This is a genomic window from Bradyrhizobium sp. KZN70725 (assembly GCF_055264925.1).
In genome coordinates, this window is sequence record NZ_JBUYWT010000072.1 from 1 (window position 1) to 13,342 (window position 13,342).

The window sequence follows — 13,342 nt, forward strand, 5'->3', positions numbered from 1 at the left end:
GGCCGGCTCCTCAATGCACCCCATCAGGCGACGGCCTTCGCGCCGATCCCGTACAGAAGCAAGTGCCCGGCGAGTGGATGACGCGAAAAGGGATTGACTAACCAAGGCCCGATACAGAAGCCCGGATGAGCGAAGCGCAATCCGGGAACAGTATCACCCCACGGTGCCAACCCCGGATTTCGCGGAGCCTGTCATCGGGCGCGCGTTCGCGCGACCCGTTGGCTCATCCGGGCTACGGTTGGCCGCGAAAGGGATGTTATTCTCCACCCATGACAAAGATCCTGATCGTCAATCCCAACACCACCGTGTCGATGACCGCAACCATCGCGACCGCCGCGCGGGCGGTGGCCGCACCGGGCACCGAGATCGTCGCCGTCACGTCTGCGATGGGACCGGCCTCGATCGAAGGCTTCTATGACGAGGCCTTCGCCGTTCCCGGGCTGATCGAGGCGTTGCTGAAGACGCCCGATGCCGACGCCGGCATTATCGCCTGCTTCGACGATACCGGGCTCGATGCCGCGCGGTCGGCGGCCCGCTATCCGGTGGTCGGCATCTGCGAGGCGGCGCTGGTCACCGCCGGGCAGATCGCCAAGCGCATCGGCATCGTCACCACGCTGCCGCGCTCGATCGTCCCGCTGGAGGAACTGGTCCGCCGCTACGGCTTTCCCGACCGCGCGGTGGTTACTGCCTGCGACGTCGCGGTGCTCGATCTCGAGAAGCCGGGCTCGGGCGCGAGGCCGAAGCTGGAGGCCGAGATCGCCCGCGCGCTGGACAAGGGCGCGGACGCCATCGTGCTCGGCTGCGCCGGCATGGCTGATCTTGCCCATGAGCTGTCGGTGAAATTCGGCGTGCCCGTGGTCGACGGCGTGGCCGCCGCGGTGAAGCAGGCGGAAGCGCTTGCCGGCCTCAAGCTGACGACGTCGCGCCGCGGTGCCTATGCCTCACCTGGGGCGAAGAGATACACGGGTTTGCTCGAAGGATTCGCGCCGGCTCCAGAAGACTAAGCTTCGTCATTGCGAGCGAAGCGAAGCAATCCATGGCGCCGCATGCCGAGAATGGATTGCTTCGTCGCTGTCGCTCCTCGCAGACGGATGAAGTCTTTATGACGCCACCCCGCCATAGATCCGGTCGCGCAGGCGGCGCATGCCGGACAGCCAGCGCTCGCGATTGGTGGCCTTGCGCTGCATGTATTCCTGCACCTGCGGATGCGACAGAATCAGGAAACGTTCTTCCGCCATCGCCTCGATCACCATGCGCGCAACCTCGCCCGGCTGCAGCACGCCGTCGACGCGCGCGGCACTCGGACCCGGCGTCGTCATGCCCGTCTGCACCGATTGCGGACAGAGCACGGAGACGCGGATGCCGCGATCGCCATACTGGATGGCGAGATGCTCGGCGAGCGCGACCGCGGCATTCTTGGTCACGCCGTAAGGCATCGAGTTCAGCGAGGCTAATAGCCCCGCGGCGGATGCGGTGTTGATGAGATAGCCGGAGCCGCGCGCGAGCATGCCGGGCACCAGCGCGCGCGCCGCGTACACGTGGCTCATCACATGCACGCGCCAACTCACGTCCCAATCGGCATCGGACGCGGTCTCTTGTCCCTTGCGCGAGAGCCCGGCATTGGAGAAGAACACGTCGACCGGACCATATTTGTCCTCGGCGGCGGCGATCAACACCTTGATGTCCTCCTCGAGCCCGACATCGGCGGTAACGGCAAGACCGTCGATATCGCCGGCGACGCTCGCGAGCCGATCGCGCGAGGTCTTGAGATCGGCGACCACGACGCCGCGAGCACCGGCGTCCGCATAGGCCCGCGCCACCGACTCGCCGATCCCGCTCGCGCCGCCGGTGACGACGCAGACCTTGTCCTTGACTTGCATGGTTCGATGTCCCTGCTTGTTATCGTGGTGGGTCGGATTGTCAGCCCTGATACAGGCCCTTGTCACGCGCCTTCTGGATCGCGAGCGCGGCCATCAGGTCGAGCATCGGGGTCGAAATGGCGGCCGCGCGGGCGAATGCCGCCGGTGCGCGCACCAGCGCGTCGATCTCCATGGCGCGCCCGAGTTCGTAGTCCTGCAGGATCGACGGCTTGTGGTCCGGCGCCGGCCCTGAGCGGGTGACACGCTTGACCTCGGGAATATAGTGTGTCGCCACCGCATTGGCCTCGTCGAGCAGGCGCGGGATCACGTCCTGCATGTCAGGATCGTCGCGGACGCCGCGCGCAGTCAGCCCGGTCAACAGGCAGAGCACCGACATCGACATGTTGGTCAACAGCTTCGACCAGATCGTCTCGCGGATCTGCTTGACCTCGGGCGATTCGATCGCGGCGTCGTTGAGCGCCGCGCGCAGGCGGGCGATGCGCTCGCTCTGCCGATCGTCGCATTCACCGATCAAGAGGCGGTTGCGGTCCGGCGACAGGTTCGCGACGACACCCGGCGCGCCCACCTCGTTGGAGGAAAAGATCACGCCGCCAATGATCCGCTGCTTCGGGACGGCGCTGCGCAAATGCCCGCCGGGATCGAGGAAGCCGAGATCGGGGATCGCGGGATGCTGTGGCGGGAGGCAGAGATCGTACCACCAGGGAATGCCGTTCTGCGCGAACACGATTGATGTGTCGCGCTGAAGCAGCGGCGGGAGCCCGGCTGCGAGCGCGCCGATGCCGGTCGCCTTCAGTGTGCTGATGACGATGTCTTGCGGTCCCAAATCGGCAGGATCGGCTGAGGCCTTCACCTTCGCGGTGATGCTGGTGTCGCCGACCTTCAGCGTCAGTCCGTTGGTCCTGACCGCGTCGAGATGTGGCCCGCGCATCACGCAGGCCACATCATGGCCGGCACGTGCGAGCCGGATCGCGAAGTGGCTGCCGACGGCGCCCGCGCCGAAAATGCAAATACGCATGAGTGGAACAATTCTCCGCAACGTGCCCGGTCAGTTTCCACAAGCGCGGGGCATCGCGCAACCCGTCATGCGCGTGGCGCGGTCGCGCGCGCTCGAAAGTGATGGATCAAGGCATCCGCTCTCGCCATAGTGCAAGGCCAGTACAAGATAACAGCAAAGCCGAACGAGGGAGCAACGTCATGTCGGCCAGCCCAGTCCTGTGGAGCCTCGATGCGCGGGGTGTCGCGACCGTCACGCTGAATCGTCCCGAGGTCAACAATGCCTATGACGGCGCGCTGATTGCAGGCGTGCTGGCCGCGATCGACGGTCTCTCGACCAGGCCGGTGCGCGTCGTCGTACTGAAGGGCAACGGCAAGCATTTCCAGGCCGGCGCCGACCTGAAATGGATCAACGGCGTGCGGCCGAAATCGTTCGAGGAGAACGAGGCGGCGTCGCGCGCCACCTTCGAGGCGGTGCAGCGTCTCAACACGCTGCCGGTCCCGACCGTCGCGCTGGTGCAGGGCGGCTGCTTCGGCGGCGGCACCGGCGTGATCTCGGCCTGCGATATCGTGATCGCGGCCGACAATGCGCTGTTCTCGATCACCGAGGTGCGCTGGGGCCTGACCGCGGCGATCATCATCCCGCAGCTCTGCGACGCGATCGGCGTCCGCCAGGTGCGCCGCTATGCGCTGACCGGCGAACGGTTCGGCGCCGAGGATGCCCGCCGCATCGGCCTCGTCCATGAGGTGGTGCCACTGGCCGATCTCGACAGCGCCGGCGCCAAGGTCGTCGAGCAGCTGCTCGGCAATGCCCCGGATGCGATGGCCGAGACCAAGAAGCTCGCGATGGAAAGCTCGTTCGGCGGCATGGCGGTGGACGACGAGGCCTACAAGCGCCTCGTCCAGCTGCATTCAGCCAAGCGGCAGACCGCGGAAGCTGCCGAAGGGCTTGCATCGTTCGCCGAGAAGCGCGCGGGCCGGTGGGGCGGCGGCGCGTAAGCTCAGCAGCCGCGGCAGATGCCGCGCATGCTGCGATAGACCTCTTCGTCGTCGCGGCGCATCTGCTGCAGCTGATCGAACGTCTTCGATTCGCTCGACCGCGTCACCGGCGGCTCGGGCTTGCGCTTCGCCGCAAGTTCCTGCTCTTGCCGATGGTAGCAGGCCTCGCGCTCCGCCTTGGCCTCAATGAAGCGGCAGGTCTCGATCGCGGCCGCGGGCCCAGCGACGATGATGAGACCAAACGACATTGAGATCGGGAGTTTCAAGCGGGCGATCCTTTCGCGTCCTTGTCTCGGGTCGGCATGCCAACGGCAAGGCCGGCGTCGCATCACAGCGGCTGCGACAGCGATTTTTTCAATGTCCTTAGCAGCGCCTGCACCGCGGCGGCATCGATGCGGCGCTCGGGAACGGCGGCCTTGACCCACAATTCCGGAATAGGAAAGTCGGTGAGTACCGGCTGCAACGCGCCGTCGCGCAGCGCGTCCGCGACCAGATAATGCGAGAGCAGCGCAATGCCGTTGCCGGCGATCGCGCTTTGCGTCAGCACGCGGCCTTCGTTCGAAGAGAGAATCGGGCGGACCTGGACGTTGATGCGGCCGCGCGGTCCCTCGAACGGCCATTCCGGTCCGGTCGGCAGGAAGCTGAGGCAGCGATGATCGACCAGGTCGCGCGGATGCTTCGGCGTGCCGTGCTTCTTCAGATAGGCCGGCGAGGCGCATACGAGACGCGGCAGCCGGCACAAGGGCTCGTCAACCACGCCGCCAAAGGAATGCGGGAAGGCGCCGATCGCGATATCAAAACCTTCGGTCACCGGATCGACCGGACGATCGATCATCACGATCTCGAGCTTCACGCTTGTGTTCTGCTTCTGGAAGATCGTGAAGGCATCGGCGAGCCGCGCCACCGTCAGCGAAGTCGGCGCCTTGACGCGCAGATGATCGGAGAGGTCGCGCTGCTTCTCGCCCATCCGCGACAAGAGATCGCCGACATCGGCAACCACGCCGCGGGCGCGATGCACATATTGCTGCCCGGCCTCGGTCAGCCGCAACTGGCGGGTCGAGCGGTAGAACAGCGCGGTGCCGATCCGCTCCTCGAGCTGGGTGACGCGTTTGGCGACGACGGATGTCGCGACGTTGAGCTTGCGCGCCGCGGCGGAAAAGCCGCCGGCATCGGCGGTGGCAAGGAAGGCTTCGAGATTGACCAGCGTATCCATCTGCCTTGCTCGCCTTTCTCGATTCGCGAAAGCTGATTACATAATTTGGTAGATTGTACTGCAATCTGCATCAATTCATAGTTGGCCCAATCAACTTTGTTCAGGGCGGAAATGATGCGAGCGAGCACGATCGAAGAACCTGCGCGGCAGGTCCCGGTCTATGGCGAATATGACGTGGTGGTGCTTGGCGGCGGACCGGCCGGCATCGCGGCAGCGGTCGGCGCGGCACGTGCCGGACGGCGGACGCTCCTGATCGAGCGTTACGGATTTCTCGGCGGCATGGGCACCGCGGCCGGCGTGACCAACTTCTGCGGACTGCACGCCAACATCTTCGGCGAGATGCACCGCGTGGTGCAGGGCATCGCCTCCGACCTCCTGGCGCGGATTGACCGGCTCGGCGGGCTGAACGCGCCACATCTGATCCTCGGCAAGATCCTTGCGCAGGCCTACGACACCGCGGCCTACAAGATCGCGGCCGACGATCTGCTCGCACATCACAAGGTCGACATTCTGTTCCACGCGCTCGGCGCCGGCGTCGTCATAGATGGTTCGCATATCCGTGCGCTGATGGTGGAAACCAAGGCCGGCCGTCAGGCCGTGCGCGCCAGCATCTTCATCGATTGCTCCGGTGACGGCGATCTCGCGGTGTGGGCCGGTGCGCGCCATGAAGTCGGCGATAATGCCGGCGGCATGCTCTACCCCTCGATGATGTTCCGCCTCAACGGCATCGATCCAGCGAAGGCCGGCGATGCCTGGCGCACCATCCCGGCGCTGATGGCTGAGGCCGAGGCCGCCGGCACCCACACATTCCCGCGCAAGTCGGCGATCGTGCGGCCGCAGAAATCGCAGATCGAATGGCGGGTGAATTTCACCCAGGTGACGCGAAGCGACGGCGGCGCCATTTCCGGTATCGATCCTGACGACATGACGCGCGGCGAGATCGAGGGCCGCCGCCAGGCGGTCGAAGCGTTCAGGTTCCTGCGCACGGTGCCCGGCTTCGAGAATTCCTACATCGTCGATCTGCCGCCGCAGCTCGGCATCCGCGAGACGCGGCGCGTGATCGGCGGCTACATGCTGTCAGGCGAGGACGTGCTGGGCTGCGCCTCGTTCGAGGATTCGATCGGCGTCAATGGTTGGCCGAAGGAATCCCATGTGCCGGGTGATGTGATCTTCGAGTTTCCGCCGATCCCGGAGAGCCGCGGCTATAACGAGTTGCCGTACCGCATGCTGGTACCGGAGGGCGTCGACAATCTCCTGGTCGCCGGCCGCTGCGCCTCGATGACCCATGAGGGGCAATCGGCGGCGCGCGTCTCCGGTGCCTGCTTTGTGATGGGCGAGGCGGCGGGAACCGCAGCCGCACTCGCGCTGTCGGGCAATACGATTCCGCGCGACATTTCCGTCGAAAAGTTGCAACAACAGCTCGGCACACATGGCGCGTTCATTGGCCGCGATCAGGCCGTGCCCGAAGGAATCTAGAGCGTTTTCAAGCGAAGTGGATACCGGTTCGCGTGAAGAAAACGCGTCAAAACTGGAATCTGGAGCCCCGTTCCGATTTAATCGGGACGGAAGCGGCTCCAGGCGGAGGACGGCAATGAAGCGTTGGGCGCGGCTCGCACTCGCGGGTCTCCTGGTGTGGGCCGCGAGCGGTCTCGCGCGGGCCGATGATCTCCTGAAGGCGAAGATCGGCGTCTTGCGCCTGTCGTCCTCGGCGCCGGTGTTCATTGCGCAGGACAAGGGCTATTTCCGCGACGCCGGCCTCGACGTCGAGCTCAAATTCTTCGACGCGGCGCAGCCGATCGCGGTCGCGACCGCGTCGGGCGATGTCGATTTCGGCATCACCGCCGTCACCGCGGGGCTCTATAATCTCGCCGGCAAGGGCACGCTGAAGGTGATCGGCGGCATGAGCCGCGAGAAGGCCGGCTATCCCCTGATCGGCTACTTCGCCAGCAACAACGCCTATGCCGCCGGCCTCAAGACGCCGAAGGATCTGGCGGGCAAGCGCGTCGCGGTGACCCAGGTCGGCTCCAGCTTCCATTATTCGCTCGGCCTGCTCGCCGACAAATACGGCTTCAAGCTGTCCGACGTGAAGGTAGTGCCGCTGCAGTCGCTGTCGAACGCGGCCGCGGCGCTGAAGGGCGAAACTGTCGACGCCGCGCTGCTGCCGGTCTCGACCGCGCGGACGCTGATGGATTCCAACGGCGCGAAATTGCTCGGCTGGGTCGGCGACGAGACGCCGTGGCAGTTAGGCGCCATCTTCGCGTCGCCGAAGGCGCTGACCAACGCACCGCTGGTGACCAGGCTACTCACCGCGCTCACCCGTGCCGACCACGAATATCACGACGTGATCCTGACTGCGATCAAGGACGGCGTGGCGCCGATCAACGACAAGACCAGGCCGCTGCTCGAGATCATTGCCAAATACACCAACCTGCCGGTCGCGCAGGTGGTCGGCAATTGCGCCTATATCGATCCCGACGGCAAGCTCGACGTGAAGAACCTCGACAACCAGATCAAATGGCTGCAGGGGCAGGGTTTCGTGGACAAGGGTTTCGATGCCAATGCGATCATCGCCAAGGATTACGTGAAGGCGGATTGATGTTAGACCGCAGACACCACTCTATCCCCGTCATCCTGAGGAGCCGCGAAGCGGCGTCTCGAAGGATCGACGGCCCCGATAGTGACCGGCCGTCCATCCTTCGAGACGCGCGCAAGTGCGCGCTCCTCAGGATGACGGGTCAAAGAGTGAGCCGGTAGATGGACCTGATCGCCGACCATATCAGCCATCGCTTCGGCGCACTCGACGTGCTCGACGATGTCTCCTTTACGGTGCGCGCCGGCGAGATTGTCGCGATCGTCGGTCCATCCGGCTGCGGCAAGAGCACGCTGCTGTCGATCCTCGGCGGCCTGCTGCGGCCGAGCAAAGGTGCCGCCGAGCTGCGCGGCGCGGCGCCGGCTGATAGCCTCAATCCGCTGACCTTCGTATTCCAGGATTTTGCGCTGCTGCCGTGGAATACGGTCGAGGAGAACGTCGCGTTTCCGCTGCTGCACACCGCCTTGAGTGCCGGCGAACGCCGCGCCGTGATCGACGATGCGCTGCGCCGCACCGGGCTGTCGGATTTCCGCAGCGCCTATCCGAAGCAACTGTCCGGCGGCATGCGCCAGCGCGTCGGCATTGCGCGGGCACTCGCGGTTCGCCCCGCGATCCTTTTGATGGACGAGCCGCTGTCGGCGCTGGATTCGCAGACCCGCGAGCTCCTGATGGAGGATTTCGTGCGCCTGCTCGCCGACGGCGCGATGGGCGCGGTCTATGTCACGCATAATCTCGAGGAAGCGGTGCGGCTCGCCGACCGCGTCGTGGTGCTGTCGCGCCGCCCTGGCCGGATCCGGGAAATCGTGACCATCCCGATGACGCGCGCCGAGCGCGGCACGACGGATGCGCGCGGGCCGATGGCCGCGCTACAAGGTGAGCTGTGGTCGTTGATCCGGAAGGAGGCGATCGATGCCGAGCGCGAGGTCCAGCATGCTTGACCGCGCGCCGCAGCAAGCGAAAGACCAGTCGGCGGAGGCGACGCGCCCGGTCGCGTTTCGCGGCGCCGGCTTCACGTCTGGCGGCAGCCGCCATGCCGGCTGGATCGCGCTCGCGCTCGTGATCGCGGTCTGGCAACTCGCCGGCAGCGCAGGCTGGGTCAATCCGCTGTTCCTGCCGGCGCCGTCGGCGATCGCGGTCGCGATCTATAAGCTCGCGATGTCGGGTGCGCTGTGGCAGCACTTGTCGTGGTCGATCATGCGGATCGGTACCGGCTGGATCATCGGCACGGCCGCCGGCGTCGTGGTCGGCTTCGCGATCGGGCTGTCGACGATGGCGCGCGGCGTCGGCATCACCTTCATCTCGGCGCTGTTTCCGATTCCGAAGATCGCGTTGCTGCCGTTGCTCATTCTGTGGCTCGGGATCGGCGAGGAGCCGAAGATCGCGACCATTGCGCTTGGCGTGTTCTTCTCGACCGCGATCTCGGTCTATAGCGGCGTCGATGCGGTGCCGCGCAACCTGATCCGGATGGCGCAAAGCTTCAACGTGCCGTTCCACGCCATCGTGCGCCGCGTGATCTGGCCGGGCGCGCTGCCCTCGATCCTCGCCGGCTTCCGCATCACCGCGTCGGTGGCGCTCTTGCTCGTCGTCAGCGCCGAGATGATCGGCGCGCAATACGGCATCGGCGCCTTCGTCCTGCAGGCCGGCAATCTGATGCAGACCGATCAGCTGCTCGCCGGCGTCGTGATCCTGTCGCTGTTCGGGCTTGCGGTTGGGAAGCTGATCAATTTGCTGGAGACGCGGTTGCTGCACTGGCGGTAAGGGGGGCGCTGCCGCCACACACAAAGTGTCGTCCCGGCGAAGGCCGGGACCCATAACCACAGGGCGTGGTTGTTAGAAAAAGGCTGGGGCTCCAACGCGTTCAACCAATCAAGATTGGTGGTTATGGGTCCCGGCTTTCGCCGGGACGACGTGGGGTGGGCGCTGCGTGCCCTGCGCAGACGATCGTTACGCGTTGCCCCTGTCCTCGCGGAACAGGTCGAGCTTCTGCTGCACCGGGCGGTCGGAGAACGAGAACAGCACGGAGTCGGCATCGGCCTCGTGGGTGACCCAGTGCCAGCTCGGCACCACGAACAGGTCGCGCGGTCCCCATTCGAAGGTCTGGTCGCCGATCCTTGTGCGGCCCTTGCCCTCGATCGCGGCGAACACGGTCGCATCGGTTGCGCGATAGCGCGCGGACTTGAAACCCTTCGGCAGCAGCTGGATGAAGGTGCCGATGGTCGGCATCGCAAAATCGCCGGTCTCGGGGTTGGAGAACTTCAGCTTCAGGCCGTGGCAGGCGTCCCATTCGTCGCTGGCCTTGGCCTTCTCGAGCGCCTCGCGGGTGTATTCATAGGGATAGTTGAAGATCGGCGAGGTTTTCGAGGTTCGCTTCTGGTCGATCGGCAGCAGATTGTGGCCGTAGCGCGCGAAGCTGGCGCCGGCCGGCTTGGAGATCGACTGCTGATCTTCCTTGGCGCCTTCGGCAAACGAGCAGTCGAAGAACTGCACCATCGGAATGTCGAGCCCGTCGAGCCAGAACATCGGCTCATTGGTTTCGTTGGAATGATCGTGCCAGGTCATCGACGGCGTGATGACGAAGTCGCCCGGCGACATCGCGGTGCGCTCGCCGTCGACGGCGGTGAACGCGCCCTTGCCCTCGAGCACGAAGCGCAGCGCCGATTGGGCATGGCGATGGGCGGGGGCGATGTCGCCCGGCACCACCATCTGCACGCCGGCGAACAGCGAGGTCGTGATCTTGGACTGGCCGCGCAGGCCGGGATTTTCCAGCACCAGCACGCGGCGCTCGGCTTCCTTGGCCGTGATCAGCTTGCCGGCCTCGTTCATGTAGTCGCGGATCTGGTCGAACTTCCACAAGTGCGGACGGCAGGCGCTTTTCGGCTCCGGCGTGATCAGATCGTTCATCACGTTCCACAGCGCCGAGAGGTTCTGGCCGTCGATCTTCTTGTAGAATGCCTCGCGCTCCGGGGTCTTCTGCACGGCTTCCATGGCAAGCCTCCCATCATTCTTGTCGGTGCAATTTAATTGACAGTATACTGAGAATATGGCTAGCGTCAATGAAGCAAGCCATGGCGTTTTCGAGCGAAGTGGATACCGGTTCGCGCAAAGAAAACCGCGTCAAACCAGAATAATGCAAGGGAGGTTCCGATGAAGCTGCATGGCTATTTCCGGAGCAGCGCGTCCTACCGGGTCCGGATCGCCCTCAACCTGAAGGGGCTCACCTCAGAGCATCTGCCGCATCATCTGCGCAAGGGCGAGCAGTGCGCGCCGGCCTATCTCGCGATCAATCCGCAGGGGCTGGTGCCGACCCTGGAAAGCGATGCCGGCGCGATCCTCACCCAGTCGCTCGCGATCATCGAATGGCTCGACGAGACCAATCCCAACCCGCCGCTCTTGCCGAAAGATCCGCTGCGGCGCGCAAAGGTGCGGGCGTTTGCGCAGGCGATCGCCTGTGACACGCATCCGGTGCAGAATTTGAAGGTGCTGGCGCGGCTGCGTCAGCTCGGCCTGCCCGAGGAGCAGGTGACGGAATGGGCGGCCTGGGCCAATCGCGAGGGACTGTCGGCCTGCGAGACCCTGATCGCGGCGGAGTCCGGCCCGTTCTGCTTTGGCGATGCGCCGACACTGGCCGATCTCTGCCTGGTGCCGCAGCTCGCCAATGCGCGGCGCTTCGGCGTCGACGTTTCGGCCTATCCGCGCCTGCTCAAGGCCGAGGCCGCGGCAAAGCAAATCAAGGCGTTCGCCGACGCCGCCCCGGACAAGCAGCCCGATGCCGAATAACAAACCAGCGCCTGTCACCATGGACGCGGTCTATACCGCGCCCGGCTATCTGTTTCGGCGGATGCAGCAGATCGCGGTCGCACTGTTCATCGAGGAGTGCAGGGCGTTCGACCTGACGCCGGTGCAATATGCCGCGCTGGTCACGATCTCGACCCATCCCGGCATCGACGCCACGAGGCTCTCGGCGGTGATCGCGTTCGACCGTTCCACGCTCGGCAACGTGATCGAACGGCTGCAGGCCAAGGAGTTCATCGTGCGCAAGCCGGCGCCCGAGGACAAGCGCGTCAAGCTGCTCTATCTTACCAAGGCCGGCGCGGCTGTGTTGAGCGACATCATGCCCTCGGTCGACAAGGCGCAGGCGCGGATGCTGCAGCCGTTGAAGCCGGCCGACCGCAAGACGCTGCTGGCGCTGTTGACCCAGCTCGTCGACCTCAACAACGAGGCGTCGCGGGTGCCGCTGCGCGCCGAGGACGCGCTCGAACATCTCGGGAGGTCGGGCTGATGGCGGAGACGAGACCTGTCCTGATCGCGGGTGGCGGCATTGGCGGCCTTGCCGTGGCGCTGGGCCTCGCGCAAAAAGGCATCCGCTCGATCCTGCTGGAGAAGGCCGCCGCGCTCGGCGAGATCGGCGCCGGCATCCAACTCGGCCCGAACGCGTTCCACGCCTTCGACTATCTCGGTGTCGGCGAGGCCGCGCGCAACATGGCCGTCTATATCGATCAGCTCCGGCTGATGGATGCGCTGACCGCCGACGAGATCACCCATATCGATCTCGGCGACGCCTTTCGCGCGCGGTTTGGCAATCCCTATGCCGTGGTACATCGCGGCGATCTGCATGGCGTATTCCTGCGCGCGTGCCAGAATCACGAGCTGATTGAACTGCGCGTGTCCAGCGAGGTGGCAGGCTACGAGCAGGATGGTTCGTCGGTGACGGCAAAGCTCGCCGATGGCGAGCGGATCACCGGCCGGCTTCTGATCGGCGCCGATGGCTTGTGGTCGAACATCCGCAAGCAGGTGACGTCGGACGGCCCGCCGCGCGTCTCCGGCCACACCACCTATCGCTCGGTGATCCCGACCGAGCAGATGCCGGAGGATTTGCGCTGGAATGCGGCGACGCTGTGGGCCGGCCCGAAATGCCACATCGTGCATTATCCGCTGTCGGGCTGGAAGGTGTTCAACCTCGTCGTCACCTATCACAACAATGCGCCGGAGCCGGTTGCAGGCAAGCCGGTGTCCGAGGCCGAGGTGATGAAGGGTTTTACCCACGTCCATGAGCGGGCGCAGAACATCATCCGCCACGGCACCAACTGGAAGCTCTGGGTGTTGTGCGACCGCGATCCGAACGAGCAGTGGATCGACGGCCGCGTGGTGCTGCTCGGCGACGCCGCGCATCCGATGCTGCAATATTTCGCGCAGGGCGCCTGCCAGGCGATGGAGGACGCGGTCTGCCTGTCTCACATGCTGGCCAGTCACGATGATCAGACAGCGGCGCTGGAGGCCTACAGCGCGCAACGCTTCCCGCGCACCGCGCGTGTGCAACTGATGTCACGCGCGATCGGCGAACACGTCTACCATCCCGCAGGCGAGCACGCCCGCATCCGCAACGCGATCATGAGCGCGAAGTCGCAGGTCGAGTGGTGCGATGACATCGCCTGGCTGTATGGCGGGACGGGGCTGGGCAGCTAATTACTCGTCGTCCCGGACAAGCGAAGCGCGATTCGGAACCCATAACCACCGAAGGCTGTTGTGATGGCAAGCTGGGGCCCCAGCCTTCGCGCCACAAGCATTTGTGGTTATGGGTCCCGGCCTTCGCCGGGACGACGTTGAATGTGTGGCTGTAGGGCGGGACGGGCCTGGGCGGCTAGCTAAACTACTGGTCGTCCCGGACAA

General features: G+C 65.3%; 14 protein-coding genes. 9 read left to right on the top strand and 5 right to left on the bottom strand.

The features are described 5' to 3' along the window. The first annotated feature begins 269 nt into the window (after positions 1-269). Positions 270-1,004 carry an aspartate/glutamate racemase family protein gene (locus tag ACZBJS_RS37355; protein WP_463439957.1) on the top strand — a complete coding sequence of 245 codons (735 nt, stop codon included), beginning with the start codon at positions 270-272 and terminating at the stop codon, positions 1,002-1,004. Positions 1,005-1,100: 96 nt separating this feature from the next. On the opposite strand, the gene ACZBJS_RS37360 is transcribed toward ACZBJS_RS37355, so the two are convergent. Together ACZBJS_RS37360 and ACZBJS_RS37365 are read right to left on the bottom strand one after the other, a co-directional pair. Next, entirely contained in the window at positions 1,101-1,880 is a 780-nt protein-coding gene (locus ACZBJS_RS37360; RefSeq protein WP_168859383.1) for an SDR family oxidoreductase, read from the bottom strand. 40 nt (positions 1,881-1,920) lie between these two features. After that, positions 1,921-2,895, bottom strand: a complete 975-nt coding sequence (locus ACZBJS_RS37365; RefSeq protein ID WP_463439958.1) for a ketopantoate reductase family protein — start codon at positions 2,893-2,895, stop codon at positions 1,921-1,923. Between the two features lie 179 nt (positions 2,896-3,074). Here ACZBJS_RS37365 and ACZBJS_RS37370 point away from each other — a divergent pair, with 179 nt between their 5' ends. Next, complete coding sequence (locus ACZBJS_RS37370; protein ID WP_463439959.1) at positions 3,075-3,872, top strand: enoyl-CoA hydratase-related protein; 798 nt, start codon at positions 3,075-3,077, stop codon at positions 3,870-3,872. 2 nt (positions 3,873-3,874) lie between these two features. On the opposite strand, the gene ACZBJS_RS37375 is transcribed toward ACZBJS_RS37370, so the two are convergent. Both ACZBJS_RS37375 and ACZBJS_RS37380 read right to left on the bottom strand, forming a co-directional pair. Continuing rightward, a complete protein-coding gene (locus tag ACZBJS_RS37375) occupies positions 3,875-4,138 on the bottom strand; it encodes a type VI secretion protein (protein ID WP_253638030.1) in 264 nt (87 codons plus the stop codon). A gap of 62 nt (positions 4,139-4,200) precedes the next feature. Continuing rightward, positions 4,201-5,085, bottom strand: a complete 885-nt coding sequence (locus tag ACZBJS_RS37380; protein WP_463439960.1) for a LysR family transcriptional regulator — start codon at positions 5,083-5,085, stop codon at positions 4,201-4,203. A gap of 114 nt (positions 5,086-5,199) precedes the next feature. Here ACZBJS_RS37380 and ACZBJS_RS37385 point away from each other — a divergent pair, with 114 nt between their 5' ends. The 4 genes from ACZBJS_RS37385 to ACZBJS_RS37400 all read left to right on the top strand — a co-directional run bounded on the left by ACZBJS_RS37385 (position 5,200) and on the right by ACZBJS_RS37400 (position 9,433). After that, the gene (locus ACZBJS_RS37385) at positions 5,200-6,561 is read left to right on the top strand and encodes an FAD-dependent oxidoreductase (protein ID WP_463439961.1); all 1,362 of its coding nucleotides are present in this window, start codon (positions 5,200-5,202) and stop codon (positions 6,559-6,561) included. Further along, complete coding sequence (locus tag ACZBJS_RS37390) at positions 6,515-7,681, top strand: ABC transporter substrate-binding protein (protein ID WP_463439962.1); 1,167 nt, start codon at positions 6,515-6,517, stop codon at positions 7,679-7,681. The genes ACZBJS_RS37385 and ACZBJS_RS37390 overlap by 47 nt, the downstream gene beginning before the upstream one ends. A gap of 158 nt (positions 7,682-7,839) precedes the next feature. Beyond that, positions 7,840-8,613 (top strand): ABC transporter ATP-binding protein, encoded by a 774-nt coding sequence (locus ACZBJS_RS37395; RefSeq protein WP_463439963.1) that lies wholly within the window; start codon positions 7,840-7,842, stop codon positions 8,611-8,613. Next, positions 8,606-9,433: an ABC transporter permease gene (locus ACZBJS_RS37400; protein ID WP_463439964.1), complete on the top strand. Its 828-nt coding sequence runs from the start codon at positions 8,606-8,608 to the stop codon at positions 9,431-9,433. The genes ACZBJS_RS37395 and ACZBJS_RS37400 overlap by 8 nt, the downstream gene beginning before the upstream one ends. 186 nt (positions 9,434-9,619) lie before the next feature. Here the strand turns inward: ACZBJS_RS37400 and gtdA are convergent, their stop codons facing one another. Beyond that, on the bottom strand, positions 9,620-10,660 hold the full coding sequence (gene gtdA, locus ACZBJS_RS37405; protein WP_253638023.1) for a gentisate 1,2-dioxygenase: 1,041 nt from the start codon (positions 10,658-10,660) through the stop codon (positions 9,620-9,622). Positions 10,661-10,819: 159 nt separating this feature from the next. Between gtdA and maiA the strand changes: the two genes are divergently transcribed. The 3 genes from maiA to ACZBJS_RS37420 are packed head-to-tail and all read left to right on the top strand — an operon-like array spanning position 10,820 to position 13,138. Then, positions 10,820-11,452, top strand: coding sequence for a maleylacetoacetate isomerase (gene maiA, locus ACZBJS_RS37410; protein ID WP_076832895.1), 633 nt, complete (start codon positions 10,820-10,822; stop codon positions 11,450-11,452). Beyond that, on the top strand, positions 11,442-11,954 hold the full coding sequence (locus ACZBJS_RS37415) for a MarR family winged helix-turn-helix transcriptional regulator (protein ID WP_057020139.1): 513 nt from the start codon (positions 11,442-11,444) through the stop codon (positions 11,952-11,954). The genes maiA and ACZBJS_RS37415 overlap by 11 nt, the downstream gene beginning before the upstream one ends. After that, positions 11,954-13,138, top strand: coding sequence for a 3-hydroxybenzoate 6-monooxygenase (locus ACZBJS_RS37420; protein ID WP_253638022.1), 1,185 nt, complete (start codon positions 11,954-11,956; stop codon positions 13,136-13,138). Before ACZBJS_RS37415 ends, ACZBJS_RS37420 begins: the two co-directional genes overlap by 1 nt. Positions 13,139-13,342: the final 204 nt, after the last annotated feature.

What these genes read in the sequence shown, in the direction of transcription:
- ACZBJS_RS37355 (WP_463439957.1), top strand. Translation starts at nt 270, where the DNA reads ATGACAAAGATCCTGATCGTCAATCCCAACACCACCGTGTCGATGACC.
- ACZBJS_RS37360 (WP_168859383.1), bottom strand. Translation starts at nt 1,880, where the DNA reads ATGCAAGTCAAGGACAAGGTCTGCGTCGTCACCGGCGGCGCGAGCGGG.
- ACZBJS_RS37365 (WP_463439958.1), bottom strand. Translation starts at nt 2,895, where the DNA reads ATGCGTATTTGCATTTTCGGCGCGGGCGCCGTCGGCAGCCACTTCGCG.
- ACZBJS_RS37370 (WP_463439959.1), top strand. Translation starts at nt 3,075, where the DNA reads ATGTCGGCCAGCCCAGTCCTGTGGAGCCTCGATGCGCGGGGTGTCGCG.
- ACZBJS_RS37380 (WP_463439960.1), bottom strand. Translation starts at nt 5,085, where the DNA reads ATGGATACGCTGGTCAATCTCGAAGCCTTCCTTGCCACCGCCGATGCC.
- ACZBJS_RS37385 (WP_463439961.1), top strand. Translation starts at nt 5,200, where the DNA reads ATGCGAGCGAGCACGATCGAAGAACCTGCGCGGCAGGTCCCGGTCTAT.
- ACZBJS_RS37390 (WP_463439962.1), top strand. Translation starts at nt 6,515, where the DNA reads ATGGCGCGTTCATTGGCCGCGATCAGGCCGTGCCCGAAGGAATCTAGA.
- ACZBJS_RS37395 (WP_463439963.1), top strand. Translation starts at nt 7,840, where the DNA reads ATGGACCTGATCGCCGACCATATCAGCCATCGCTTCGGCGCACTCGAC.
- ACZBJS_RS37400 (WP_463439964.1), top strand. Translation starts at nt 8,606, where the DNA reads ATGCTTGACCGCGCGCCGCAGCAAGCGAAAGACCAGTCGGCGGAGGCG.
- gtdA (WP_253638023.1), bottom strand. Translation starts at nt 10,660, where the DNA reads ATGGAAGCCGTGCAGAAGACCCCGGAGCGCGAGGCATTCTACAAGAAG.
- maiA (WP_076832895.1), top strand. Translation starts at nt 10,820, where the DNA reads ATGAAGCTGCATGGCTATTTCCGGAGCAGCGCGTCCTACCGGGTCCGG.
- ACZBJS_RS37415 (WP_057020139.1), top strand. Translation starts at nt 11,442, where the DNA reads ATGCCGAATAACAAACCAGCGCCTGTCACCATGGACGCGGTCTATACC.
- ACZBJS_RS37420 (WP_253638022.1), top strand. Translation starts at nt 11,954, where the DNA reads ATGGCGGAGACGAGACCTGTCCTGATCGCGGGTGGCGGCATTGGCGGC.